This is a genomic window from Acinetobacter amyesii (genome assembly GCF_002018365.1).
In the GTDB taxonomy this organism is placed as follows: domain Bacteria; phylum Pseudomonadota; class Gammaproteobacteria; order Pseudomonadales; family Moraxellaceae; genus Acinetobacter; species Acinetobacter amyesii.
The window spans coordinates 134,315-159,968 of the sequence record NZ_MVKX01000001.1; the positions used below are offsets into that span (position 1 = coordinate 134,315).

At 40.2% G+C, this 25,654-nt stretch carries 22 protein-coding genes; 8 read left to right on the plus strand and 14 right to left on the minus strand.

The features are described from left to right. Nucleotides 1–190 precede the first annotated feature (190 nt). Nucleotides 191–1,711, plus strand: a complete 1,521-nt coding sequence (locus B1202_RS00660; RefSeq protein ID WP_078188605.1) for an acetyl-CoA C-acetyltransferase — start codon at nucleotides 191–193, stop codon at nucleotides 1,709–1,711. Between the two features lie 62 nt (nucleotides 1,712–1,773). On the opposite strand, the gene B1202_RS00665 is transcribed toward B1202_RS00660, so the two are convergent. From B1202_RS00665 to aceI, 3 genes are all read right to left on the minus strand, one after another. After that, nucleotides 1,774–3,957 (minus strand): hypothetical protein, encoded by a 2,184-nt coding sequence (locus B1202_RS00665; protein WP_078188606.1) that lies wholly within the window; start codon nucleotides 3,955–3,957, stop codon nucleotides 1,774–1,776. Between the two features lie 456 nt (nucleotides 3,958–4,413). After that, nucleotides 4,414–5,514: an OmpW/AlkL family protein gene (locus tag B1202_RS00670; RefSeq protein ID WP_078188607.1), complete on the minus strand. Its 1,101-nt coding sequence runs from the start codon at nucleotides 5,512–5,514 to the stop codon at nucleotides 4,414–4,416. A gap of 204 nt (nucleotides 5,515–5,718) precedes the next feature. Beyond that, a complete protein-coding gene (aceI, locus tag B1202_RS00675) occupies nucleotides 5,719–6,144 on the minus strand; it encodes a chlorhexidine efflux PACE transporter AceI (protein WP_078188608.1) in 426 nt (141 codons plus the stop codon). Nucleotides 6,145–6,260: 116 nt separating this feature from the next. On the opposite strand from aceI, the gene B1202_RS00680 reads away from it, so the two are divergent. The 4 genes from B1202_RS00680 to B1202_RS00695 all read left to right on the plus strand — a co-directional run bounded on the left by B1202_RS00680 (nucleotide 6,261) and on the right by B1202_RS00695 (nucleotide 10,679). Further along, nucleotides 6,261–7,151, plus strand: a complete 891-nt coding sequence (locus tag B1202_RS00680; protein WP_078189194.1) for a LysR family transcriptional regulator — start codon at nucleotides 6,261–6,263, stop codon at nucleotides 7,149–7,151. Nucleotides 7,152–7,240: 89 nt separating this feature from the next. Next, nucleotides 7,241–8,230, plus strand: coding sequence for a transaldolase (tal, locus tag B1202_RS00685; RefSeq protein ID WP_078188609.1), 990 nt, complete (start codon nucleotides 7,241–7,243; stop codon nucleotides 8,228–8,230). A 73-nt stretch (nucleotides 8,231–8,303) separates the two neighbouring features. Next, nucleotides 8,304–8,954: a leucine efflux protein LeuE gene (gene leuE, locus B1202_RS00690; protein WP_078188610.1), complete on the plus strand. Its 651-nt coding sequence runs from the start codon at nucleotides 8,304–8,306 to the stop codon at nucleotides 8,952–8,954. A 555-nt stretch (nucleotides 8,955–9,509) separates the two neighbouring features. Continuing rightward, nucleotides 9,510–10,679 carry a benzoate/H(+) symporter BenE family transporter gene (locus B1202_RS00695; RefSeq protein ID WP_078188611.1) on the plus strand — a complete coding sequence of 390 codons (1,170 nt, stop codon included), beginning with the start codon at nucleotides 9,510–9,512 and terminating at the stop codon, nucleotides 10,677–10,679. Nucleotides 10,680–10,708: 29 nt separating this feature from the next. Here B1202_RS00695 and B1202_RS00700 read toward each other — a convergent pair whose 3' ends face one another. The 3 genes from B1202_RS00700 to B1202_RS00710 form a co-directional block, all read right to left on the minus strand. Continuing rightward, on the minus strand, nucleotides 10,709–11,269 hold the full coding sequence (locus B1202_RS00700; RefSeq protein ID WP_078188612.1) for a TetR/AcrR family transcriptional regulator: 561 nt from the start codon (nucleotides 11,267–11,269) through the stop codon (nucleotides 10,709–10,711). Between the two features lies 1 nt (nucleotide 11,270). Continuing rightward, nucleotides 11,271–11,615: an SMR family transporter gene (locus B1202_RS00705; protein ID WP_078188613.1), complete on the minus strand. Its 345-nt coding sequence runs from the start codon at nucleotides 11,613–11,615 to the stop codon at nucleotides 11,271–11,273. A gap of 81 nt (nucleotides 11,616–11,696) precedes the next feature. Continuing rightward, nucleotides 11,697–12,704: an alpha/beta hydrolase gene (locus B1202_RS00710; RefSeq protein ID WP_078188614.1), complete on the minus strand. Its 1,008-nt coding sequence runs from the start codon at nucleotides 12,702–12,704 to the stop codon at nucleotides 11,697–11,699. A gap of 311 nt (nucleotides 12,705–13,015) precedes the next feature. Here B1202_RS00710 and B1202_RS00715 point away from each other — a divergent pair, with 311 nt between their 5' ends. Together B1202_RS00715 and B1202_RS00720 are read left to right on the plus strand one after the other, a co-directional pair. Then, nucleotides 13,016–13,459, plus strand: coding sequence for a universal stress protein (locus B1202_RS00715; RefSeq protein ID WP_078188615.1), 444 nt, complete (start codon nucleotides 13,016–13,018; stop codon nucleotides 13,457–13,459). 141 nt (nucleotides 13,460–13,600) lie between these two features. Continuing rightward, entirely contained in the window at nucleotides 13,601–14,047 is a 447-nt protein-coding gene (locus tag B1202_RS00720; protein WP_078188616.1) for a universal stress protein, read from the plus strand. A gap of 49 nt (nucleotides 14,048–14,096) precedes the next feature. Here the strand turns inward: B1202_RS00720 and B1202_RS00725 are convergent, their stop codons facing one another. The 5 genes from B1202_RS00725 to B1202_RS00745 form a co-directional block, all read right to left on the minus strand. Next, nucleotides 14,097–15,125, minus strand: coding sequence for a hypothetical protein (locus B1202_RS00725; protein ID WP_078188617.1), 1,029 nt, complete (start codon nucleotides 15,123–15,125; stop codon nucleotides 14,097–14,099). Nucleotides 15,126–15,246: 121 nt separating this feature from the next. Then, on the minus strand, nucleotides 15,247–16,722 hold the full coding sequence (locus tag B1202_RS00730; RefSeq protein WP_078188618.1) for an OmpA family protein: 1,476 nt from the start codon (nucleotides 16,720–16,722) through the stop codon (nucleotides 15,247–15,249). 223 nt (nucleotides 16,723–16,945) lie between these two features. Continuing rightward, on the minus strand, nucleotides 16,946–18,181 hold the full coding sequence (locus B1202_RS00735; RefSeq protein ID WP_078188619.1) for a dihydroorotase: 1,236 nt from the start codon (nucleotides 18,179–18,181) through the stop codon (nucleotides 16,946–16,948). A gap of 9 nt (nucleotides 18,182–18,190) precedes the next feature. Beyond that, nucleotides 18,191–19,207, minus strand: coding sequence for an aspartate carbamoyltransferase catalytic subunit (locus tag B1202_RS00740; protein ID WP_078188620.1), 1,017 nt, complete (start codon nucleotides 19,205–19,207; stop codon nucleotides 18,191–18,193). Between the two features lie 369 nt (nucleotides 19,208–19,576). Continuing rightward, on the minus strand, nucleotides 19,577–19,933 hold the full coding sequence (locus B1202_RS00745) for a hypothetical protein (protein ID WP_078188621.1): 357 nt from the start codon (nucleotides 19,931–19,933) through the stop codon (nucleotides 19,577–19,579). Between the two features lie 221 nt (nucleotides 19,934–20,154). On the opposite strand from B1202_RS00745, the gene rlmKL reads away from it, so the two are divergent. Then, nucleotides 20,155–22,359, plus strand: a complete 2,205-nt coding sequence (gene rlmKL, locus B1202_RS00750; RefSeq protein WP_078188622.1) for a bifunctional 23S rRNA (guanine(2069)-N(7))-methyltransferase RlmK/23S rRNA (guanine(2445)-N(2))-methyltransferase RlmL — start codon at nucleotides 20,155–20,157, stop codon at nucleotides 22,357–22,359. A gap of 41 nt (nucleotides 22,360–22,400) precedes the next feature. On the opposite strand, the gene B1202_RS00755 is transcribed toward rlmKL, so the two are convergent. The 3 genes from B1202_RS00755 to B1202_RS00765 form a co-directional block, all read right to left on the minus strand. Further along, complete coding sequence (locus B1202_RS00755; RefSeq protein ID WP_143221546.1) at nucleotides 22,401–22,868, minus strand: hypothetical protein; 468 nt, start codon at nucleotides 22,866–22,868, stop codon at nucleotides 22,401–22,403. Nucleotides 22,869–23,057: 189 nt separating this feature from the next. After that, nucleotides 23,058–24,359, minus strand: coding sequence for a DUF945 family protein (locus B1202_RS00760; protein ID WP_078188624.1), 1,302 nt, complete (start codon nucleotides 24,357–24,359; stop codon nucleotides 23,058–23,060). A gap of 128 nt (nucleotides 24,360–24,487) precedes the next feature. Further along, nucleotides 24,488–25,654: a GNAT family N-acetyltransferase gene (locus B1202_RS00765; RefSeq protein WP_078188625.1), complete on the minus strand. Its 1,167-nt coding sequence runs from the start codon at nucleotides 25,652–25,654 to the stop codon at nucleotides 24,488–24,490.

The following is a 25,654-nucleotide window of genomic DNA, read 5'->3' on the forward strand; positions in this document are numbered from 1 at the left end:
TTAACTTCAAGATGATGTCAGATACTTATATTTCAATAGTTCCATCAGTTTCCATGGAATCATACTTGAGTTAAACCGCAGATGGCTTGACCTGAATGCTTTAGCGAATGTCATTTTAGTCAATTTACCCCTTTGGTGAATATGCTAATGTAGCCGTCAAGAAGATCATCAACATGCTTGGAAAAGCCTTATGAGCAAAACAACTCAAGAAAATCCAGCAGTCGAAAGTCCGACTACGGAAACTGTGTCAAATACATCAAAGAGTACGCCACGTACCGCTAAAAGTACGGGCACAGCAACCAAGTCTACAAGTGATGCCGCTAAAACGAGCCGTCCTCGTCGTGCATCTACGCGTACTAAGACACCCGCTTCAAACCCTAAAACAGCTTCAAAATCAACAACTCAAACGTCTGTTCAACAGGATAATACCATGAGTCAAAACACAGTTCGCCGCGTTGCTATTATCGGTGGTAATCGTATTCCTTTCGCTCGTTCTAACGGCGCTTACTTCACTGCATCGAACAGCGATATGTTCACAGCTGCATTAAATGGTCTTGTTGAACGCTTCAATCTTCAAGGTCAACGCCTTGGTGAAGTTGTTGCTGGTGCTGTGTTAAAACATAGTCGTGACTTTAACATGACCCGTGAGTGTGTACTCAATACCGAACTTGCTCCTGAAACACCTGCTTACGATATTCAACAAGCATGTGGTACAGGTTTACAAGCAGCTTTCTTGGTTGCTAATAAAATTGCTTTGGGTCAAATCGAAGTGGGTGTTGCTGGTGGTGTAGATACAACCTCTGATGCACCGATCGCTTTTGGTGATGGTTTACGTAAAGCTTTACTTGAGTTAAACATTGCAAAAACGGGTAAAGACCGCCTAAAAGCATTAACTAAAATTAATGTTAAAGATTTGATGGATGCACCGAAGAACGGTGAACCACGTACAGGTCTTTCTATGGGTGATCATCAAGCAATTACAACGCTTGAATGGGGTATCTCTCGTGAAGCGCAAGATGAACTTGCTGCATCTTCACATCAAAAAATGGCAGCAGCATATGAAGAAGGTTTCTTCGATGACCTTATTACGCCATTCCTTGGTTTAGAGCGTGACAACAACTTACGTGCAGACTCATCAGTAGAAAAACTTGCGAAGTTAAAACCAGCGTTTGGTAAAGGCGATGCGCGTACGATGACTGCGGGTAACTCGACTCCACTGACTGATGGTGCGTCATGTGTCCTTCTTGCGTCAGAAGAATGGGCGAAAGCAAACGGTCACGAAGTGCTTGCTTATTTAACTTTCCAAGAAACTGCTGCAGTTGACTTTGTAGAGAAAAAAGAAGGCTTATTGATGGCGCCTGCTTATGCAGTGCCTCGTATGCTTGAACGTGCAGGTATTACGCTACAAGACTTCGATTACTATGAAATTCATGAAGCATTTGCATCTCAAGTATTGTCTACACTTAAAGCGTGGGAAGATCCTAAATTCTGTAAAGAACGTTTAGGCTTAGATGCACCATTGGGTTCAATTGATCGTTCTAAATTGAACGTGAAAGGCTCATCTCTTGCTGCAGGTCACCCATTTGCTGCAACTGGCGGTCGTATTATCGCAACTGCTGCAAAACTATTGAACCAAAAAGGTTCAGGCCGTGTACTTGTATCGATCTGTGCTGCGGGTGGTCAAGGCGTAACAGCAATTATTGAAAAATAATTTTTCAGATTTAAAAAAAGCACCTCCATTGAGGTGCTTTTTTAATACTTGAATGCTAAAAATTATTTCGGTAATGGATTATTTTTAAAGTATTCATCCACTTTATTCCAAGGTGTTTTTGAAGCCACACCATTCAAAATGTTTTGGCTAATCCCTTGGCATAACTCTGAATCTGGACGTGTATGGAAGCTGTTTAAATTCGGATCCATATACGGTAACGAATCTGGCTGACGCTGGAAATAGAAATTTAGGTTATCCATCATTGCTTCAAAGCCCCAACCTTCCATTGCCCAAGCGCTGTTATGTCCACCCCAATGATGCCCGAATTCATGTGCAACAATTCGATAGCCAGATTGTCTATAATGACCGTAGTAAATCCATCCATCTACACCAAGTACCTGACCACCGCCAAGCCCACCACCCATGTTGGTAACACCGAGGCTAATCTGCCCACGGTTTAAAATACTATTATAAATATTTTTATAATCTTCAGCTTTGAAGAAACCATTAGTCCCCTCTACACGCCCTGCATTACCAAAAAAGTCGTGCCCCATTGCAGCCTTATGATTAAACCACAGTGTTTCAAACTCTGGCGTACTGATCATATAGGCAAAGTTTGTCATCATGATGACCCATTCACGCGCATACAACGGGGTAATACGGCACCATTTCGAATCGCTTTCAGGATTGTAGGTACCAAAGGTCAGTTTCCACTGCGCTTTAATCGTATTTAGCTTCTGAACGTGCGTATCTGAATCTGAGGTGATTTTCACTTCTTCAAAGAGTTCAACAGGCACTTCACTAAAATTGCTTAGACCTTCAATACGGGCCGAACCAATTTTATTAACCAAATTAAATCCAGCATTTTTATCAATGGTCAAATTGAGCTTGCTTGTAGAGAACGGTGTCAAACGATCCAGTGTCGCAATTTCAACCCATTGCTCACTCTGACGCAGCTTTCCTACAATTTTTAAATTATTCACTTCTGCAGCACTGTAGCTTTGCAAATGAATACCGCTACCTGTAAATGAAGCCGATAATATTTTATTGACAGGGATATTACGCAAAGTCGTATTGGTTAATGTTGCCCAGCTTTCGCCATCTTGCAGCATACGGGTTTGTTCAGTCGCTTTCGACTCGAGCAAGCCAGTTGGAGAGACTGGTGTATCTGAGATCACTTGCTTAATTTTACGTAGCGGCAATGCAATTATCTTTTGATTAGACAGCGTATAAATCACATCGCCATATACCGTTAAATCTAAAGACTTAGGCAAAGTCTGAGCATTCTGTCCTGCCAAACGGAACTGCTGTACAGTATCTACTGCGCTACTTGGCAACGCAGTCGTCAGGTTTGCTAAATTATTTTTTGAATAGCTGACAATTTTTCCACTCGGCTGCGCTGCATAGAGCAAGTTGTCCGTTGCACTGTGTACCACGGTTGCGACCGAGTTTTGCATTTTATCTGGCTGAACAAGTGATTCTGTATCTAGGGCTTCATGAATATTTTTAACGTTATAGACATAGGTGTGACCATTCGTTGTTGTGGCATATAACTGATCACCAATAATTTCTAGACGCGGTACACAACCAGAGCCACAGCTTGGCAATGCAAGGCGGCTAAACTTTCTTAAAGAAGCACTGGATTTGCCATTCACCGTCTCCTGAGTCCAGACATTGATACGGTTTAAGTTATCCGCGACAAAAACATATTGATCATTTGCGATGACTGCACTTGGATAAGTCATTGCATAAAATGGCTGACCACCGCTTGTAGACCCTGTACCTACAGACCAGAAATAAACTGGCGTAGTTCCGGAAATATCAAAAATATCTGCGCGGTGACTGCCTGATGACGATACATAAAGACGATTGCCTGCGATGTATAAATCGCTGATATCCGTCCATGCTTTTCCTGTATTGCCGAAAGCGTTTGCTGCGGAAATTGAACTGAGAACTGTCTTATTTTTTAAATCATAACGCAGAATTTCTACTGTCGGCTGATTGTTTGCAATATATAAAATGTCGCCGCTGCGCTGAATGGCTGTTGGATTCCATGATGCTAAAGAAAATGTTGAAGCATTTAACTCTGAAGCCACATCAGCTAAACGTATGCCGTTAGCTAAATTAATTTGACCTTGATTCTGTGTAGATTCTGTTGGAGCAGTTGATTGTCCAGACTCACCACCACCTCCACCACACCCCGTCATTATGAGTGCAACCACTACTGCTAATGCACGTAATTTCATCCAAACACCGCTAAAAAAAATAAAATACAAATAATCAATACCTTATAATTTAAAAAACGATATTTACCTAATCATTAAACTGGGATCAGCATCAATATAGCGTGATGTTATTAGTATATTTTTCACATTAACAACGCAGAGATGGTCATGTAATACATTTTTTATAAGTAAAAATACTATTTGTTTTTCCGATAATTAATTTTAAATATAAACAATTCATCAATAGAAGTAATACATCCACAGAAAAACAAAGACTAAAAGTTTATTTAAGTTATCTGACGTACGTTGCTGTACCCCAGTCCAAAGTACAACTTATAAAAGGTTCTGGCCGCGTACACGTCTTGATTTGTATTGCTGATGATCAAGGTCGAACAATGATGATTAAATAATAAACGCTTAAAAAAACCGCTCTTATGAGCAGTTTTTTGTTAATAATGACTTTGGGCTTAAATTGCTTTAGAAACGATAACCGACACCTAAATAAGTAATGATGGGATCAATATCGATCTTGGTCGTTGCATGAATTAATTGTTCACCCGTCGTTTGGTTAATCACATCGATCTTGGTCTTATTATTTAACTTTGCATAAGACACCGAAGCTGCCGTAAACCAATTTGGGCTAAAGTCATAAGTAAAACCTACGGTGACGATAGGTGCAATTGCATCATCCGCATCGACATCGACCACCATTTTTCCTGATGACTCTTTACCGTCGAGTGCTGCACCCGCATTATTATCTTTAATGTTTTGAATCATATGTCCTGCAGCAATTAAGTCAGATTCAATTCCTTTATTGAGTTCAATATCATTAAAATAAGCATACATGATCCCTGCACCCACATAAGGTCTAAACTTATTTACACCCGACTGACCAAATTGGTACTGTGCCTGAAATACCGGCGTCCAAGCTCTTGCACTCGCCGCTTTACCATAAGATGATAGATCCGTAATGGGTACTGCGTAATCTAGTGGCAAACCATCCGGGAATAACAGACCGCCCAGACCGCCTGGCTCTGCAAGACCAGATAATGGCGCGGTAATCATACCCTTACCTTTAATATCTACCTCAGGTGGGATGCCGCCAATCACTTGCAAAGAAACATTATCATTAATATGGTAGTTAAATGTTAAACCTAATGTATCGACATCTTCTGCTTCAAGCCCCGTCCCTTCAGCTGACCAATGATCTAGTCCATTGATTGTTGCAATCCCTGCAATCTCTGACTTGATATTGCCATCTTTATCTTTAATTAATCCTCCCAAAGGGCCATTCACAAGATCGGTTAAAGTGTCCTTAAGATTCGCAGAATTACTCCCTTCATTATAAATTGCATTCGGATCAATCGCTTTTAGAAAACCTTCAGTACTAATTGTGCCTACTTCAGCCTGTGTGCCATTTGCTACCGCAGTATTAATATTAAATGGATTTGCCTTTCCTTGCGGCATCACATGCATCCAACCCGCAGATACAGAAAAACGTTTAAAGTTACCATCTGCAAATGTAAATTGTGTAAGCCCAAGTAAAACAACAGGTGTGACAATTTTTATCAATTTCATATGCTAACTCCTTGTCTTGCATATTTTTTTAATCAACTTATAAAAACATTCTTTGTTCTTATATTTAAAAGTTATGTAATTAGTATAATTTTTTATAGTTATATTATGTTTTTATATATTGTTATTTGTAAACCTTTGCACTATTTTGATGCAAAAAAGGCCTGTACTTATCAATACAGGCCAATGTGATTTTCTTGTTGAAATTTAACGATATTGTGGTTGGTAACCCAAGTGCGCCTCGATCTGGTCATAGCACCATTGGAAAATAAATGTGTAGACTAAAATACACATGGTCATACTAAAATCGAGCAAAATTGCCTGCCATAAGGTCATATGCATGGCATAAGCCACCATTGGGATGGTTGCAAGCATTAAGCCGCCCTCAAATCCAATCGCATGTAAAACACGTATACCAAAGGTTCTTTTTAACTTTCTTTTTGCTTCAAATTTTTCAAAATAATGATTAAAAATCATGTTCCAAATCACAGAAGTGACCGCCATCGCAATACCTAGCGTACCTGTCACCTCCATCGGAACTTTAAAAATAAAACTTAACGCAATAGCAATGATCACCAATAGGATGATCTCATAGCTTAGCGCATGAATAATCCTTCTCTTGGAAATCGTCATTTTGAAACACTCTATCATTTGTAAAAAACTTATTTTATTTTTATATTATTGATTAATCGAGTTAGGTTCTTTCAATATTATTGAAAGGTTGTATTCCTTTATTTTTCTATATGCACATGAATATTAATCAAGAACAACTCATGATTTTTAAAACAGTCATGGAAACAGGATCCTTTTCCGCAGCAGCTCGGCAACTCGGCAAAGTGCCTTCGGCGGTCAGCATGTCCATTGCCAATTTCGAAATTGATCTCAACCTTAAACTGTTTGAGCGCGTTGGTCGTGAACCTGTGCCCACCGCTCAAGCGATTAACCTGTATGAAAAAACTGAACAATTATTGATAGAAATCAATCAGTGGAAACAGCATGCAATTGCGCTGAGTCATGGTTTAGAGTCTTCACTGAATATCGTGGTGGTATCAGAGCTGCTACATACGCAGTGGACCGACTATATCTCTTTGCTAGAAACTCATTTTCCATCTTTGCAAATCAATATTTTTTCTGCGCCGCAAGAAGATGCCCAAAAGATGTTATTACAGGGTCAAGCACAGCTTGCTCTAATGTTTGAACGTGAACAGCTTGAGAGTTATGAACAATTTGTCGAATTGAAGCGTGAAGCATTGGTTCCTGTTGCTGCGACAAAACATGCCCTGTCGAAATTTAAGCAAGTCAGTTTTGAGCAAATTTTGCAAAGTCGGCAAATCGTGGTCGCAAGTCGTGATAAAAGCATCAAACCAGAGTTGTTATTTTCCAAACACAGTTGGCGTACAGATAACCACCACTCTGCTTGTTCGATGATTATCCAAGGTCTAGGTTGGGGTGTGCTTCCCCTCGAGATGTTTAATGAAAATCCTACGCTCAAAGATCAACTCAAAATCTTAAGCTTTCAAGATTTCACACCCAAATTTGAATATTTCGTCGATTTGGTCTGGAACCGTGAAAAACCACTCGGCTCGGCTGCTCATTTTTTGATTAATCACATCCGAAATTCACGAAAAACTACGATTTAAACCGCCTAATTGGGCGGTTATTGGTTGGGTTCTAAACAGATTGTGTTATAAAAGTATGTACACCAAGAACATTAAGAACTAGATTTCAAATGACTCAAAATGCGTTAAACCAATTAAAAAGCCTAACAACGATTGTTGCTGACAGCAGTGATTTAGCTGCGATTAATACATTCCGTCCATTGGATGCGACCACAAATCCATCTTTAATTACAGCAGCGGCAAATCAACCTGAAAATAAAGAACTGATTGAAAGTGCTTTTGAACAAGCGCGTAAAGAAGGTTATCTAAACGATGAGCTGGTTGAGCGCACCATCGACATTCTTACGGTCAAATTTGGTGTAGAAATTTTAAAATTGATCGAAGGACGTGTATCTACAGAAGTGGATGCAGCCTTGTCTTATGATACCGATGCCACCGTTGCAAAAGCTAAAGAGTTACTGGCTTTATATGCACAGTATGGTATCGATCAAAACCGTATCTTAATTAAAATTGCTTCAACGTGGGAAGGCATTCAAGCCGCTAAAGCCCTTGAAGCCGAAGGCATTCACTGTAATCTGACGCTATTGTTTGGCTTACATCAAGCTCAAGCCTGTGCAGATGCTCAAGTCACACTAATTTCACCATTTGTCGGCCGTATTTTAGATTGGTACAAAAAAGCTGAAAATGTGGATAGCTACCCGATTGAGAAAGATCCAGGCGTGTTATCAGTTAAGCAGATTTACCACTACTACAAACAACATGACATCAAAACTGAAATTATGGGTGCTAGCTTCCGTAGTATCGATCAAGTGCTTGGCTTAGCAGGTTGTGATTTATTGACGGTTTCACCGAATTTATTGGCAGAACTTGAAAAAGATCAGCGTACCGTTGAAGTGCAACTGTCTAATCATCATGCGCATGCACACTGTCAACACGACGTACAAGTGCTCGACAAACAAACTTTCAAAGCTGAAGTTGAAAAAGACTTAATGTCTTTCCAACTATTACAAGGCGGTATTGATGGTTTTATTAAAGCACGTGAGCAGCTGAGTAGCCTACTGCGTCAATCTTTTGGCTTAGATGCTGAAATTAAAGCTTAAATTAGAAATTTTCAGTTTCATCCAGAACCGAAGTTGTATACTACAGCTTCGGTTTTTTATTTGAGTGTCTTCAGTGTTTGGAATCACAGACTTAACGACCTTTATTATTGGTACGATATTAATTGTGATTTTACCCGGTCCAAATTCACTTTATGTCATGTCTGTTGCCTCTCGCTATGGCATTAAGGTCGGCTATTTAGGCGCTTTTGGCGTTTATACTGGCGATTTGATCTTAATCTTACTCACTGCTCTCGGTGCTGCATCCTTACTTCATGCCTTCCCTTGGTTATTCTTATTATTAAAAATTGTCGGTGCGCTGTATTTAAGTTATTTAGGTATCAAACTTTTCAAGGCTGCCTACCAAACATGGAATGCCGTTCAAACGCCAGAACAACTCGACACTAAACAACTGAGTTTGAGCGAACTGAAACCGTTTAAGACCGCATTAACCATCAGTATTTTAAACCCTAAAGCCATTCTTTTTTACTTATCGTTCTTTGTGCAATTCGTCAATCCTGCTTATCCATATCCAGCGATTACATTCACCGCACTCGCGATCGTACTGCAAATTATCAGTATGAGCTATTTAACGATTTTGATCTTTTCGGGTGCAAAACTGGCCACTTATTTTAGCCATCGTTATAAATTTACAGCATGCTGTGTAGCAGCGGTTGGTCTTCTATTTTGTGGATTTGGTCTAAAGCTTGCGACATCTACCATGTAACTGACATGGGCAAAGTAGTACTGTTTTTTTCTTAGGAAAATCCATATCCCTTTAAAGTTTTGAATGGATGAAACATCCACAAGGCGGGTTGTCGATTCGTCCTATTAAAGTGCCGTTTGTTAATAACTGATGTTACGCACGTAAAAGTAATTTCGCATTTTTAAAATGCTTTTTAAGTCTATTCGACGGAGTCTTACATCTAGGATTTAAATAAAGGGATTAGCCTTCGGCTGGAGGTACTTTTGTTTCGGCAAAAGTACCCAAAACCATTGTCATCCGCAAAACTTGTTCACTAGCATCTAATTATTCAAAAGTATCGCAAAAACATTTTTGAATAGAAGTAGTCCTGTCTCAAACACTTGCGGATGACATTGCCGCGTATCGTTCTTTTATTTGAATCAAATGGCTCTTCTGATGTTACTGCGTAACATCAGTGAATAAATAAAGTATTTCCATAATATCTCGATGAGCACTTTTACTGTACAGGACTTGAGCGTATCATCCTGAAAAATGTCATCTTAAATCTGCGCCAACAATACTCATAGCTCGATCATTATGCAAAAACTACTCCAAGACTTTTCCATTCCAGCTGCTTTTGCAGGTTTTATTACGTTCTTAGTCGGGATCAGTGTCTCGGCTGTTTTGGTGATCCAATCTGCACAACTGCTCGGTGCCAACACTGCAGAAATAACCTCTTGGTTTTGGGCTCTAGGTTTGGGTATCGGTTTAAGCGGGCTGATTCTGTCTTGGAAATTTAAATATCCCGTTGCGACTTCATGGTCCACTGCAGGACTAGCACTGATTTTAGCGACTGCAAATGGTTACAGCATGAATGCCGCCCTAGGTGCTTTCTTAGTCTGTGGCCTATTGACAGCAGTACTCGGATTTTTAGGAATTTTTGAAAAAATACTGCGCTATATCCCGCAAAGTCTAACCAGTGCAATGTTGGCGGGCGTACTTCTAAAATTTGGTATTGAGTTATTTGTCAGTTTACAAAATGAATGGACATTCGTTCTTGGTTTACTCGTGGTTTATGTCCTCAGTAAACGACTGGTACCACGTTATAGTATTGTCATTACGGTGATCATTGGCATCATGCTGTGTCCATTATTACTTGGCTTTCAATTACCGGCGCTTAATTTAGAACTCGCACAGCCGGTTTGGGTCACACCTGAATTTTCGATCTCAGCAATACTGGGTTTGGCGCTACCACTCTTTGTAATCAATATGGCCTCTCAGTATTTACCGGGTTTAGCCATGATTAAAAGTTATGGTTATCAACCCAACGTCAATCAACTGATCGGTTGGACTGGGACAGCCCAAACGCTACTCGCGCCATTTGGATGTTTTAGTGTCAATATTGCTGCGATTAGTGCCGCAATCAGTCTAGATGACCAAGCCCACCCCGATGAGAAAAAACGTTATATCGCAGGTATGACCTGTGGCTTCTTTTATATTGTGATGGGCCTGTTTGCAGCCACTTTGGTGAGTTTCTTAACCGCTTTCCCACTGGTATTTATTACCGCTTTAGCAGGCATTGCCCTACTCGGCACCATTGGACACAACATCGTCATTGCTTTCCAAGAAGCCAGTGAACGTGAAGCTGCTTTACTCACCTTCTTGTTTAGTGCATCCGGCGTACAGTTTTTTGGTATTGGCTCTGCATTTTGGGGTTTGGTCTTTGGTTTAGTCGTACATGCTATTTTCAAATATAAAAGAAATTAAGTGCACATTTACAAACAGCGTTCTTTAGTCTATTTCGCTCGATACGTTCGGGCGATCAGTTCTTGTTTTAATAATTGGGTTTCGCTTTCGTCTTCCACTTCTGTAAAAGCGGTGAGCCAAATACCATCAGCTGCATAACGAACAATTTTCAGTTCTATATCTGAATCGGTCTGATGATGTCGCTCTAAACGTGAGTTCATCCATTCGATCCAATATTCATTAAAAGTTTTATCGGTCAGCATGGTCATCGAAATCGCGGACCAAGACTGTTGCAAACCCATGATTTGTTTTTCTAAGGTAATTTCAATATAGGCTCGGGTAAAACGACCGTATGGCTCAGGGTCTTCCTCAATTAAACGGTCAACGACCTCGTCTAATTGAGCTAAAAGCATGACGATCATGGACTCTAAGAGCTTTTGCTTATTTGAAAAATGATGAAATACACCACCTTTTGTGACCCCAACTAAATCCGCAACGGCTTGAATCGACACCCCATTGACACCTTTATCTGCAGCAAGACGGATTGCGTGCTGCAAAATACTTTGGCGTATCAGTTGAGGCTCTTTCTTACGCTGATGCGGATTATCCATATTAATGTCCAGCTGAAGTTGAAAACAGGTTGATCACGACCACACCTGAAACAATCAGGCCTATCCCTAACATGGCTGGGAGGTCTAAACTTTGACGAAAGATAAAGTAGCCAATTAGTGCAGTTAAAACAATACCAACACCCGCCCAAATGGCATAAGCAATACCAAGTGGTATGACTTTAATCACCTGAGACAATAAATAAAATGCTAAACAGAATAAAACTGCGACAGCCAATGAAGGCGCAAGTTTGGTAAACCCTTCTGACTTCACCAAAAATGTCGAACCAATTACTTCTGAGATAATCGCCAATGACAGTAAGCCATAGGCTAATGTTACCGAATTCATTAATCATTCCAAAATAAACATACCAACTGGTAGGTATGTTATTAAGTTAAAGATTATTCTGCAAGCCTTTTATGTCTGTTTTTAATTTTTAACGGTCAGTGTGTGTTGTTGCAAAAATTCTAAAGTACGATCAAAGGTCTGCTGACTGGCCTTTTTACTCATCATAAATTGATATTCATGTACCAAAAATTCTTTCGAATCTGGATAAAAAACCGCTGTCACAGGTACATTATTTGCCAGCAATTTTTCTACAAAAGGCTCAGATTGCGTTTTGGTTAAAAAATCTTTATTGCCACCACTGATAAATACAGGCGGATAATTTGCATTAATATTTGAGGCCGTTGAAATACGCGTTAAAAACTCGGCATCATCTTTTTTGTCTCCGGTATACGCCTGAACCAAGTTATAGACGCCCCACTCGATCAATCCAATCTCGTCGGGTGCAGTATTTACAAAGCTGTTTAAATCATAAATACCACAATGCAAAATCAGCCCTTTAAGCTGTGAAGGCTTTAATACAGGTTGAATCTTTGACGCTTGCGCAAAATCGGGATTCGTAACCAAGGCGGCATAATGACTGGCCATATTTGCACCTGCAGAATCGCCTGCCAAATACATATTTTGCGAATCAATGCCATATTGTGCCGCATGTAGATTCAAAAACGTCAGTGCTGCATCTATTTGGTTGAGCTGTGTGGGATAAATGGCTTCAGGTGCAAACTGATATTGAACAGAAACCACATTATAGCCTTGGGCTGCGAGCCGTTTAAAATATCCACCTGCATGTTCTTTTGAGCCAGAGACCCAACCGCCCCCGTGGATCCAAACAATCGTTGGTCTTGGTGCAATAACCGTACTTGTTTCAGGTTGATAGATATCCAGATTTAAATTTGGATTTTGTAGATATTGAATATTCGATTGCACAATGACATTGTCAGGTGCATGTAGGTTGATAAAGGTCTTTTGGACTTGTGTCGATAAGTTAAATGCGCCTGCAATGACTTTGGTACTGCTTTGCGTGTTTTGACAACCAGACAAATGCAACACTGAACACACGCTGAGTATAACCAACCCTACTTTATATGACATATCTAACTATCCAATCGCATCAATTCTGTTATAAATCTTAGATTTAAAACTGTATATAGTTTAGGCTTATTTTTATAAAGTTCAAATTGATCTTTTAGGCTCAAAATCCGAGAAAATTAGTCGATTTTATTTTAATATTTTTTGAGCAAAGTCCGAGTTTTCCACTCAGATTTATTTGACGACTTATCGACATTAATTTATGTAATTTTATGAATTTACAATATTTTTTAGATTAATAAATTGAACCATGCACGACAATGTGTTATCAATAATCTATAGGGTTTAAAAGCAAAATTACAGGAGATTGTTCCATGTCATATCAAAACATTTTAGTACCTGTCGATGGTTCAGAAATCTCGTTTTCTGCAGTTAAAAAAGCTGCAATTATTGCCAAGGCGTTTAACAGCCAACTCACTTTAATCAGCCTTGTTGCTGAAGACCCATTTACCGATGCAGACTTCTATTATTCTTCATCAATCATGAAAGAATATTTCGTACAAGCTTACGCAAATGCAGAATCTGCATTAAAAGAAGCTGTGCAAATCACGACTGAAGTTGGTATAGATGCACAAAGTAAGATTATTAAAGGTCAAGTTTCTGCTGAAGGTGTCGTAGAAGCAGCCAATGAAGTCAAAGCTGATTTAATTGTGATGGGTTCACATGGTCGCAAAGGATTTAAGAAAATGCTGCTTGGTAGTTTCGCACAAGATGTACTCAGCAATACTGAATTACCCGTGTTGGTTGTAAAAGCTTAAGATGACCAAGCCCACATCATGTGGGCTTTTTTGTATTCAGCACACCCTTCACCAATAAGCTTACCCTTTTGTCTAATTCATACAATATCGTGAATAGCGCAAGATTAGATTGATAACATTTAAAATATTAAGGAAGCAGATATGAGTCAATATCAACAAATTTTAGTCCCTGTGGATGAATCTCCAATTTCATATTCTGCTGTTGAACATGCCCTCAGCTTGGCTAAAAGTCAAAATGCACAAGTGACCATTGTCAGTGTTGTTGCTGTTGATCCATTTGTTGGTGTCGATTTCTATGCTGTTGCACCTGCAATCACTGAATATTTTATGCAAGCTGAAAAAAGTGCTCAGCTGCGTTTAGAAGATATCAAACAAACCTTTGTACGCGATGGTATCGAGGTTAAAACCCGTTTGATTCATGGTGTATCGCCAACCGAAGGGATTTTACAAGTGGCTGATGAAATCTCTGCGGATTTAATCATCATGGGTTCGCATGGACGCACAGGTTTGAAAAAAGCCATGCTGGGCAGCGTAGCACAAAATATTTTAACGCAGTGCCCAATTCCTGTTTTGATCATCAAGCAATAAACTAAGATTCATAAAAAAGCCCTCAATTGAGGGCTTTTCTTCTTTTAGATCAATTAAAAACGTTGTTTAAATATACAATTCGTTCTGTAGTTTTCTGATTAAAGCATTTGGTATATTGCAACTCTTGATTTTGCGTATTCATCGCCTCATCCCAGTATTGCGAATGCTTTTGATAAGTCTCTTTTTCACTTTCATTTAATGAATAAACACTTTTTTGTGCAAGCACTTTACAATCGATATCACGCTTTTCAAACCAGTCTGCTTGATCTTGCTGTAACTGCACCTTTTGTTCATCACTAAAATGATCCCAAGTCTGATTGAGACGATCCACCACTTTGGCATTATCCTGATCTAGCTCTTTCTTACGAATATCCATCGCCTTTTGTGCAAGGCTCATTTGTTGAGATTGGCTCTCCATCCCTTGCTGATAGGATTCTTCATCTCGCTTATTTTGAGCACTATATGCCGCATATAACACCGCATGACGTGTCACTGTTACAACGCTATCAATTACGTCATTTTGACTCGGGACACTTAAACTTAAACCATCTTTGTCGGTTTTAGTGATGCTATAGCTAAAGTTCCCTTTAAGCTGATCATTGTCCATGCTTAAGCCTGACTCACCATCTTCGAGTGAATCATTCAAAGTATAATTACTACGTTCTTCACAGCCTTCGTCACATGGTCGTTCAGCAAAGGCGTTTTCAGCACGCTTTTGTAATCCTTTCGGAAAAACCACCAACAGTTGACTGCTACATTCCAATGTTTTGGCTTTATTAGGGTCTTCAGTTAAGGTCGTGACATTTTGAATTTTAAATTTTAGATTTTTTACAATCAGATCCATGAGTTGCTGATCGGCTTCATAATCGGACTGACGTATTTCTTTGTTTAATTCTTTGAGATATTCGTTTTTTAAATGATCTTGCAATTGGTCAATATTGGCTTGTGCAGTACAACTCCAATCCTCCAAAGCAGGCGCTTCCGTTTTGGCTTCAGCATCTTTTTTATTTTTAAAATTATCACAGCCGGATATCAATGCCGCAGACAACATGAGACTCGTGATGACTATTTTTTTCATTGTATAAGTACCATTATGATTTTATTCTTCGCGCGTATTTTACTCAAAATTACAGCGCTTTGACGAGAAAAATCCCCGCATGTGCAGGGATTTTTTACTTCTCATTTAATTTAGTATGGTTTTAATTGGTCTTTTCAGTCACGCCTTCACTGGTGACATCTCGTACTTTGCCATTCTCAGTATTTAAAACTTCAAACTCAATACGACGGTTTTTGAATTGACCTTCTTTGGTGCTGTTATCCGCTACGGGTTTTTCTTGACCATAGCCCACCGCTTGAAGCTGTGCTGGATCAACGCCTTTAGACACCAAATAATCCACTACAGATTGCGCACGCTCTTGCGATAAAGTTTTATTCGCTTCTGCATTACCCACAGCATCGGTATGACCTTGTACAGTCAGATGCACCTGTGTTGCACGCTGCATTAACGCTGCCGCCTGATCCAAAATCGATTTATTCACGTCAGGAATATCAGATGAACCTGTCGCAAAATTAATAATTTGTAAGTTCAGCGCAGTCGCAACATCTAGAGCACGAACTTGTTCAGGGTTAATACTCGCTAATGCTTTTTGTGCATCAGTAATACTGTTATCTACTGCAGTTTGTTCACTCACACCTTCTTGAACCAATACTGTCATATTTTTTGCTAGAGGCTTAATTTGATTGGCAAGGTTTTGAGCATCCGCAGGATTTTGCGACAAAATCGATAACTGATTTTCAGTCCAGGTTAAAGTGGTATTGGGGACACCTTTGAGTTTTTGCAGAACAGTTGGAATGGTATCTTGATCAATAAATTGAGTATGGTAACTGGCATCAGATGAAGCACCACAGCCCGTATTAAAGTTAAAGATCTGTTTGACTTGTTGCTGCAAAATTTCAAGATAGTTTGAATCGCCTGTTTGAATTTGACAGTTGGTTAACTGCCCATCTGCACCAGTACTAAATTGCATATGCGCTGGCTGAGATGCCGCAGGCTGTGCAACCGTTGTTGCAGAGGTGGTTGGTTCTTGTTTATTGGTACAAGACTTAAACCAAAATGCGATCAGGCCTAATAATATAAGCAGCGCAATAATCGGCAATAACCAATTCGAGCGTTTTTCTTCAACGATAACAGGTGTTGGTTCAACGGCAGGCGCTTGGTGTAATGTACGGCCGGCTGCTGTATTGATCCCTAAACCTGCGAGTAAAGGTACTGCCCATTGTGGCAGTGCAGCCAAAATGCTATCTGCATGATTATCGAGTAAATGCGTGATTGCGACGGGATCAGATGAACCCGCTTCATTTTCAAGTACCCCTAAAGTTGGGGCGATCGAATGATTCAAGGTCTGCTCTATTTCTGACGCTGGTGCTGCACCGCCACCCAGATGTTGCAGAAATTGATCTTTTAATGTGGGATTCGCCGAGAAAATATCACTAATTCGTGGATTTAACTGTTTTTGAAAGGTATCAATAAACTCAGGTTTGGATCGAAAAATATTCAACAGGACTGGAACAAACTGGCTAATGGCTGAATTTTTTTCAGTTAAGTGTTGTGTATCACCGTCCAGCACAATCGAGGAGACGTGCTGCTTAATAAGCGCTAATAAATCTATACTCATATTTGTACTCCATGCAGTTGTCATTATTTTCATGTGTACTTCAGTTTATATGCTTATTTTTTGATCAAATGTAATAATTTGTTCGGACTTGTCAACGCGTTAATTTCTTCTTTTATTTTCAATCTATTAATTTCAATCTTCACTAAAAAAGCCAGCCGAAGCTGACTTTTGGATGTCTTATTAAAATACTAAGACTCAATATCTTTCCATGTCGAGCTTCAGCTTAAACGGCATAAAAAGCTTGAAGCACTTTGCCTTTGACTGTGTGCTGAATTAATGGTGTGTTCTTACCATTTGACACAATCGTGTCTTTATTAATGGTCCACTCCAGCTCTGGGTCGACCAGTACCCAGCCCGCTTCATCTGCCCAGCGCTGCTGCATATTGGCCACTTTTGCCGGTGCGAGTGTGACTTTCTCAACCCATTCTAAAGGGCTTAATAGGCCTTCTTGAATCAATTGAATACCAAAAGGTACATAGGTATCAAATGCGGTAAAACCAGGTTGTGTTTCAGCAAATGGCGCCATTTTCGCAGAGCTGCTTAATGGCTCATGATGCGTACAGATCGCGTCAATCACACCGTCTTTTATCGCTTGGCGGAGCAAGTCTTTATCTTGCTCAGAACGCAGCGGCGGACGCACATGCGCAAGTGAATTAAAGCCGTCGATCAACTGATCAGTTAAATGCAATTGGTGCATGGCTACATCGCAAGTCACCGGTAAGCCTTTCGCTTTAGCATGTTTAATCAATTCAACAGATGCGCCTGATGACAACAGACCAAAATGCGCACGCACTTTAGTGGCTTCAATCATCAGTAAATATTTTGCAATGGCTACGGTTTCCGCCAATGCAGGAATCATCGGCAAACCTTGACGAGATGCGACAAAGCCTTCATGCACACAGCCATCTTTGGCAATTTGCGGTTCTTCGGCATAGAACACTACGGTCATGTTCAGACCCGCAGCATATTCCAAGGTACGAATCACCACATCATCGTCCATAAATGGCGCATTAGCATTTGATACTGCAGTACAGCCGCCTTTTTTCAAACCTGCCATATTCGCCGGCTGCTTGCCTAACAAGCCTTGAGTTTGCGCGCCAATCACCTGCAGATAAATACCGCCGTCCAGCATGGCTTTTTCCACCAGGCCATGAATCAATGCGCCATTGTCCTGCACAATTGGTTTAGAGTCTGGCGGCGTAAACACATGCAAAATACCATTCGCACGCGCAGCCTTACCTTCTGACTTTAAAGTGCCGTGCTGCTGCTGACCCGGCTCTCGTAAACGCGCGCAAAGGTCAACCATACTTGGCATCAGCCATTTGCCTTGACCATTGATGGTTTCAGCGGCATTGCTTTCGGCAACCAATCGGCCATTTTCAATATAAACCGTCTGTACGCTGTCAGTTTGATTGATTGGATCTAAGACACGTACATTTTCAACTTTAACAATACTCATGACTATCCCTTAAACCGCAATCGCTTCAATTAAACCTTTTTCTTGCAACTGACCTTGCATCGCCAAAGCCAGTACCGCCATACGTACCGCAATACCGTTAGTCACCTGATGTAAAATCACCGACTGAGCACCATCGGCAATACTCGAGTCAATTTCAACACCACGGTTCATTGGTCCCGGATGCATCACGATGCAGTCAGGTTTTGCCAAAGCCAAGCGCTCTTTATTCAAACCATACATTTTGTAAAATTCAGCTTGAGAAGACAGCGCAGGAGAATCAATACGTTCATTTTGAATACGTAAAGTAATAATCACGTCGCAGTCTTGAATGCCGGCTTCCATGTTGTTGAACAGACGAATGCCTTCGCCATAATCATCAAAACCGTAAGGCAGCAAAGTATTTGGCGCAATGACACGAATATCTTTACAGCCCAATGTTTGTAATGCAGCGACATCTGAACGGGCAACACGCGAATGCTTAATATCGCCAATGATGGCAATGGAAATGTCTTCAAAATTCTTTTTGGTTTCACGGCGAATCGTCAACATATCCAACATGGCTTGCGTAGGATGCGCATGACGGCCATCGCCTGCATTGATGATTGCCACATGCGGACAAACATCTTTGGCAATAAAGTGCGGCGCGCCTGACGATGAATGACGAACCACAAAAATGTCGGTCGCCATCGCTTCTAAATTCCACAAGGTATCACGCAGTGTCTCGCCTTTTGATGTACTTGAACGTGCAATATCAATGTTCAATACGTTTGCAGACAGACGTTTTGCTGCCGCTTCAAAAGTGGTACGGGTACGTGTTGAATTTTCAAAAAACAGGTTCATCACTGTACGACCTTCTAAAAGGTTATTCGTAATTAGCTGATTTTGGTCATTAAAAAAGGACTGTGCAGTGTCCAATATTTTTGTGAGAGTTTCTTTAGAAAGGCCTTCGATGGTGAGGAAATGTTTTAAGTTACCATCTTGGTTGAGTTGAATCTGGCTCGGTGTATGCAATGCCGCCAAGTGCATGAGAGATTCCTTATCGTTAAGTTAACGCATTATACAGAGAATCTTGGCAAATGGCAGTTGAAGTTTTCAACGTTCAATGCAAACGCATGATGTTATTCAAAATGAATTTTCAAATTCCTATCTATCATTTCAATTAGATAAATTAAACGTTTTAAATTAAACTTCACCTTTCCCCTTTCAAAAAGCCTTCAAACAGGACTTCCATCCACCTTTATTTTTGATTGAATTGAATCCTTTCAAACAGATAAACTCTAGCTATAAACAGCCGCCTTCTGCGCAGTTCAACAACTCTTGAAACATAGAAAGATAGCTGATACATCAGGCTGCGCGCAGCAGGAAATATATGCCGCTGCTCACAGCAGGCTTGAATTAACGCAATGCGCCAATATAACGATGTGCAACCTGCGCTTTAAAGATATCTTCCGCAGTCGGTTCGCTCATTAAAATTTCTGCTGTTTCAGATTGAACTGAGCTAACTATTGATTCTTCTGGTGCTGAAACTGCAACTTCATGCAAATTCAACTCACTATATAAACGTGCAACTAAACGAGATAATTCAGGATCAGCCGTTTCCAAAGCCAAGTTAGAAACAAAGCGTGCATATTCGACATTTTCAACCACATATAATGCGTCAATAACCCGACCTGATACACGACGTAAGCGCGCATAGATTAAAGTGGCGATTGAAAATGCGTTCGATTGACTATTGATTGCCAGCCCTGTCATAAATACCCCTAATGATATCAATATTATAAAGATCGAATTTTAATCAGGGTTATAGCAATTTTTGTACCATTAAGTGATATTTCTCACAATGTACACAGAATAAATTTGATAAAGTCATTCAAATCTACCGATATTTCTCCCGTTTCAGCGCAATATCGTCCGCCCAAATCCCCGAAAATACGTTAAAATATGCGATTGCTTTTTTGCCTTTGGAAATTTACATGAATTCGAAACCGCGTCTTTCTACATATTGGGTTACCTGTGCAGATGGACTGGAAACCTTACTCCGCGAGGAAATTGAAGGTTTAGGTGTTCAAAATATTGAACAGTTCCCGGGTCGTCTTGTATTCAAAGGCACACTTGAAGATGCATACCGTATTTGCATGTGGTCACGTTTGGCTTCTCGTGTACTCACCCCGATTCATACACATGAATTAGAGTTCACGCATGATGCACGTGATGTGGCTGAAGAGCTCTATGAAGGTGCAATAAACTTTGACTGGTCACTTATTTTTGCACCACAAAGTACATTTGCTGTTCGTTTACACATCGAACGTGACATTAAAGTCAATTCTCAGTTCGCAACTTTACGTGTCAAAGATGGTGTGGTCGATTCCTTTATGGAAGCTGTGGGCAAACGTCCTAGCATTGACATTAAGCAACCTGAAATTACGTTGTATGTATTAGCTGGCAAAACTGAACATACTTATTGCTTAGATTTATCAGGTGACTCTTTGCATAAACGCGGCTACCGTCGCTACATGACAGATGCACCGATTAAAGAAAACTTAGCGGCTGCCATCCTACAGAAAGCAAAACTTAAACAGCATCAACCCGATATTATCTTGGACCCAATGTGTGGTTCAGGGACATTTATCATTGAATCTTTAATGATTTTGACTGACCGCGCGCCAGGCCTTGTTCGTCGTTTTGGTTTTAATGGTTGGAATGGTCATGACCATGAACTTTGGATGTCGATCAAAGGCGAAGCGGCTGAACGTCATAAAGCTGCACTTGAAAACCCTCTCCCACAATTCTATGCATTTGATGCAGACTGGGAAGCGGTAAAAGCAACCAAACAAAATATTATCGCTGCAGGTTTCGAATCTGTACTTGATCAAATTAAAATTGAAGAACGTACACTTGCAGACTGGCCAGATTTCCAAGCAACAGGTAAGAAAAGCTTTGTTGTCACTAACCCGCCATACGGCGAGCGTTTAGGTGATAAAGCCTCTAACCGCGCACTGTATTTAGGTCTATCGGCACTATTACAAAAGAACTTCCCGAATCAGCCTGCTGCGATTATTGCAGCACAAGTTGAACAGGCCGATGTCCTTGCCTTTAATGATCCGCAAATTTTGCGTTTGATGAATGGTAAGCTGCCAATTTACGTCCGTTTTGGTACTGTCAAACCTGCGGCAGTTCAAAAGCCTTTCCTAGAGCATTGGGAACCTCAACAATTTGAAAAAATTGAAGGTGCAGAAGACTTTACCAACCGTCTGCAAAAAAACATGCAGAATCTTAAAAAATGGGCAGTTAAAGAAAATATTTTCTGCCTACGTTTATATGATGCCGATCTGCCCGACTTTAATGTCGCGGTCGATTTGTATGGTGATCGTTTACACGTACAAGAATACGCACCACCGAAAAAAATTGACCCTGAAAAAGCCAAAAAACGCTTTAACTTAGCACTGCAAGCGATTCGTGCAGTGACAGGTTTAGGTCGTGATGCGATTTTCATTAAAACACGTGCCCGCCAAGAAGGTAAAAATCAGTACACCAAACAAAGTACTGCGTCTAAACGTTTTATCGTGCAAGAAGGCAAAGCAAAGATTTTGGTGAACCTAACAGACTACCTCGATACAGGTCTGTTCCTTGACCATCGTCAAATGCGTCTACGGATTGCCAAAGAAGCCAAAGGTAAACACTTCCTGAACTTATACAGCTACACCTCTACAGCGAGCTTACATGCAGCGCTTGGCGGTGCAGCAAGTACGACCAGTGTCGATTTGTCAAATACATACCTAAACTGGTCTAAAGAGAACTTTGTACTGAATGGTTTAACTGTAGATCATGCAGATGAACAACATCAGTTCTTCTCTAGCGACTGTTTTGAATGGTTAAAAGAAGGTCACGAGCAATATGACCTGATCTTTATTGACCCACCAACCTTCTCAAACTCTAAAAAATTCTATGGTACGTTTGATGTTCAACGCGACCATATGTCTTTGCTTAAACGTGCCATGAACCGTTTAACCACTGACGGTACGCTTTACTTCTCAAACAACTACCGTGGTTTTGAGATGGATGATGTGATCATGGCAATGTTTGACGTTGAAGAAATCAGCAATGAAACCATTGGCCTAGACTTTAAACGTAACACCAAAATTCACCGTGCATGGAAAATCACCCATCCACAAATCTAAGGTTTGACTTTAGAAATTCCTGATCTATGAAATGAAGCACGTCAGTGCTTCATTTCAACCACGACGCCATCTGGATACGTTACTCGAATATTTTCGTGTCGCTCTTGCAGCACAATTCGGTTAATCGGTGCCACTTCTGGAGATTGTATTAACCCGACCTGATCCGCTGCCCTTTTCTTTTGAAGCAAATAATCACTCATGGTTGAACCTTCAAGTTGGGTCTCTTGAATGATCTTATTATTACGATTAGATTTATGATTTGAGTTTTTCTGCTGCTCTTCTTTGGGTTTAGCTGCCTCACTCTCAATAATATCTAAGGTTTCTTCACTAAACTGTTTTTTACCTTGCGTTTCATTCGACAAACGTTGATCTGAAATTGAAGTACCCGCAAAAGCTGTAGACTGAACAGCGATTAGAAAAATGCTACTAATAAGACTATGTTTTACCCAAGAACATTTAGGCATGGATGATTGAACAAGTTTCCGTCTAAAAAAATAATCGTGTGACATCGTGTCTTTCCTATTGTTGTTTTGATTGGCTAGTTGCCCATTGACGCTAGCAACTTTTCAACTGTTCAACAATGGCTAGGCCACTGTGTTCCGATAAAGTGAAAATCATGATTCCGCAGCTAAAAATATAAAACCACCAATCTATGACGGTTTTATATTTTTCAAACTAAACGACTAACGACTTGTTGCTTATTTCTTTTGTATAGCTTGACCAAAAAGCTTTTGACCGAACTTATATTGCATACTCATGACCATATTATTGCCATCGCGCTTGCCTTGCCCTGATGTTTCAAAACCAGCAAACATAGCTTCGGCTTCCTGTCCTGACAAACTTTTGCCCTGTAATTGCAAAAAGTTATTCATGATTGCAGTCATCATATTTTTATCAAAACTTAAGTCTGCTTGAAAATCCAGTAAGCTCGGCACCATTTTAATAAAAGACTCCATTGAGGCATGGTGACCCGGCATGACTTTCCCCACGACATTTGCAGAGGCCTTACCTCCACCAATACTGATCGAGTTATCTTTAGACTCAAAATCAAAACCTTGGCTTGCGATTGCTAAGAAAGCTTGAGTCATCTCTTCACTTGATTCTCCCACTGCATCGCATGAATTTTCCACCTGATGCAAAAGTTCACTAAATGCACGAACTTTATCCAGATTAACTTTATGCAATGCCAAATTTAGTGCGAAATCTTTGGTGACTGGTGAACCAGGGAAATCCATTTCATCAGCTTTTAAGTAGCCTTCAAAGTCCACATCATGTTTATTTAGTTCGGTCTCCCAACGCAATTGCATACCACGCATGCCGCCTGAGAACTTTTGATCTAAACGTTTGATAGAACCCGCTTGAATTTCAACAAAACCATTTTCAAGATTTTTCTGATTTAGACCTTGATTGGTCTTCATCGAAAAATTTTGCACCATGGTTTGCATTGGACCTTCACTCAACCGAACCACAGGTAAATGGATTGAAAGCTCAGAGACCTTAGTGGCCTGCCCCGGTAAACTATTAATTCGAATTTGCAATTGGCTGGCATCAGCTTGTACTGTTGCACCTTGTGCAGTCGTTTTAAATGCAGGAATCTGTAAATCTGTTTTACTTTGACCAATCCAATTGACCAAGGTTTTTGCCGTTAAGCCCGTGCCAAAAAGCTTGGCATATTCGGACGTACTTTGTTGTTGAACAATCTTAAAATTCGAGTTGATGTTATAGCCTATCAACCCACGTTGAATCTGATCGGTACCCTTCAACACGATCACTTCTTTGGGTTTACACGGGTCTGTTTTCAGGGTTAATACCCAATCGACCGTTCCACCCATCAAACCCATTTGATAATTGCTGTACTTCACATCAACATCTTGTACAGCTGCTGACCAATTATTCTGTGTATAAAATTGGGCAAGAGATTTATCTGCATATAAATTTCCTCCCACCACAGCTGCTGAAAGCACCGCTAAACTGCCAATTCCCCACATCAATTTTGACATGTCTTTCTCATTCTGATTATTCTTTGCGCAGTATACTGAAGAACCCAGTTACATAAGTACACAATTAGAATGATTTTAAATGATTGATTTGGCAGTTTTAATTGATTTTTTGATGGCTATCACTTCAACTATATACGCCCAGCTTCAAAATAACTAATACGTTTACGATCAAATGCGGCATATGGATTGCCTTTAAAACTATGAAAATAGTGCTTGGCTTTTAACACGTGAGAGGTGGTATTTTTCATCCATCCTATACGCGGGTCCTTCTCTGCCAGAGTGATGCAATAGGTTTCTTTGCCACGTCGCTTGGTCTGTTGCTTGGCATGAAAAACCAAAGTTGCAAATACGTCCAAATGTTCAGGATGACATAGTGGACTATGCAGCATTAAATAATCAAAAGTTCCCTGAATTTTTGGCAGTGATAACACACCACGCACACTGGCATAGGCATTATAAAACGGCTTCATCAACTTTAATGGACGTGAATAGTCGATCACACGGGTTTGTTTAAAACTCTTTTGATTCCATAATCCGTAGAGTCCGACCAACTGATTGTGCTGATCATAAATTAAATAAAAATCGTCCAGATTTAAGCCTGCCCAAAATGGATTTTGACCATCAACCAACGCATTAAAATCATAGCTAGGTAAAAAATTATAATGGTCTTTCATTTTTAAAATGAAATCATTTGCGTCATCTACACGTTCAGCAGTCAGCGTTTTAAATTGATATTGATTGAAAGTTTTTGGTTTCACTGCCTGTGAAACGGTAAAGGTTCGGATTTCGTCATAAAAATATGGCAACGGAAAACCTGATCTTTCGTGATGTAAAATACTAGCAGCAACAGTATTAGCGTTTAAAACTACACTTTCAAAAATCGTATCTTGTGGGATTTCATCGTGGACATAGTCCATTAATAACCGCATGACTTTAGCACCACGATACGCTGGATTCATTCTTAAATCGGCAACATAACGCATTAGGTCAGGCTGACCATTGATATAACAATAACGCCATCCCAAATTCATCATTGCAATCACAATAGATGGATCATCCACAGGGACAACCACTTTTAAATCTGGTCGATTATACTGTGCATGGCTAGCAGCCAAATAACTCGGGTGACGTTCATAAGATAAGGTAATGCCATTACTTGGCACAGTCTCAGCACTAATTTTAATTAGTTGCTCATCATCTTCTACCGTCGCATTTCGAACCGCAAACTTAGTCTCATTCTTTGAATGATATAGCGCCGTTTCATCGAACGGTGCATCTAACACATCGATATCCAT

Coding starts and splice junctions, on each gene's coding strand:
- B1202_RS00700 (WP_078188612.1), bottom strand. CDS start 11,269: ATGGATAATCCGCATCAGCGTAAGAAAGAGCCTCAACTGATACGCCAA.
- rlmKL (WP_078188622.1), top strand. CDS start 20,155: ATGAATTCGAAACCGCGTCTTTCTACATATTGGGTTACCTGTGCAGAT.
- B1202_RS00695 (WP_078188611.1), top strand. CDS start 9,510: ATGCAAAAACTACTCCAAGACTTTTCCATTCCAGCTGCTTTTGCAGGT.
- B1202_RS00720 (WP_078188616.1), top strand. CDS start 13,601: ATGAGTCAATATCAACAAATTTTAGTCCCTGTGGATGAATCTCCAATT.
- B1202_RS00665 (WP_078188606.1), bottom strand. CDS start 3,957: ATGAAATTACGTGCATTAGCAGTAGTGGTTGCACTCATAATGACGGGG.
- B1202_RS00705 (WP_078188613.1), bottom strand. CDS start 11,615: ATGAATTCGGTAACATTAGCCTATGGCTTACTGTCATTGGCGATTATC.
- B1202_RS00735 (WP_078188619.1), bottom strand. CDS start 18,181: ATGAGTATTGTTAAAGTTGAAAATGTACGTGTCTTAGATCCAATCAAT.
- B1202_RS00670 (WP_078188607.1), bottom strand. CDS start 5,514: ATGAAATTGATAAAAATTGTCACACCTGTTGTTTTACTTGGGCTTACA.
- B1202_RS00715 (WP_078188615.1), top strand. CDS start 13,016: ATGTCATATCAAAACATTTTAGTACCTGTCGATGGTTCAGAAATCTCG.
- B1202_RS00730 (WP_078188618.1), bottom strand. CDS start 16,722: ATGAGTATAGATTTATTAGCGCTTATTAAGCAGCACGTCTCCTCGATT.
- B1202_RS00760 (WP_078188624.1), bottom strand. CDS start 24,359: ATGTCAAAATTGATGTGGGGAATTGGCAGTTTAGCGGTGCTTTCAGCA.
- B1202_RS00725 (WP_078188617.1), bottom strand. CDS start 15,125: ATGAAAAAAATAGTCATCACGAGTCTCATGTTGTCTGCGGCATTGATA.
- B1202_RS00745 (WP_078188621.1), bottom strand. CDS start 19,933: ATGACAGGGCTGGCAATCAATAGTCAATCGAACGCATTTTCAATCGCC.
- B1202_RS00755 (WP_143221546.1), bottom strand. CDS start 22,868: ATGTCACACGATTATTTTTTTAGACGGAAACTTGTTCAATCATCCATG.
- aceI (WP_078188608.1), bottom strand. CDS start 6,144: ATGACGATTTCCAAGAGAAGGATTATTCATGCGCTAAGCTATGAGATC.
- B1202_RS00710 (WP_078188614.1), bottom strand. CDS start 12,704: ATGTCATATAAAGTAGGGTTGGTTATACTCAGCGTGTGTTCAGTGTTG.
- B1202_RS00680 (WP_078189194.1), top strand. CDS start 6,261: ATGAATATTAATCAAGAACAACTCATGATTTTTAAAACAGTCATGGAA.
- B1202_RS00660 (WP_078188605.1), top strand. CDS start 191: ATGAGCAAAACAACTCAAGAAAATCCAGCAGTCGAAAGTCCGACTACG.
- B1202_RS00740 (WP_078188620.1), bottom strand. CDS start 19,207: ATGCACTTGGCGGCATTGCATACACCGAGCCAGATTCAACTCAACCAA.
- tal (WP_078188609.1), top strand. CDS start 7,241: ATGACTCAAAATGCGTTAAACCAATTAAAAAGCCTAACAACGATTGTT.
- B1202_RS00765 (WP_078188625.1), bottom strand. CDS start 25,654: ATGGATATCGATGTGTTAGATGCACCGTTCGATGAAACGGCGCTATAT.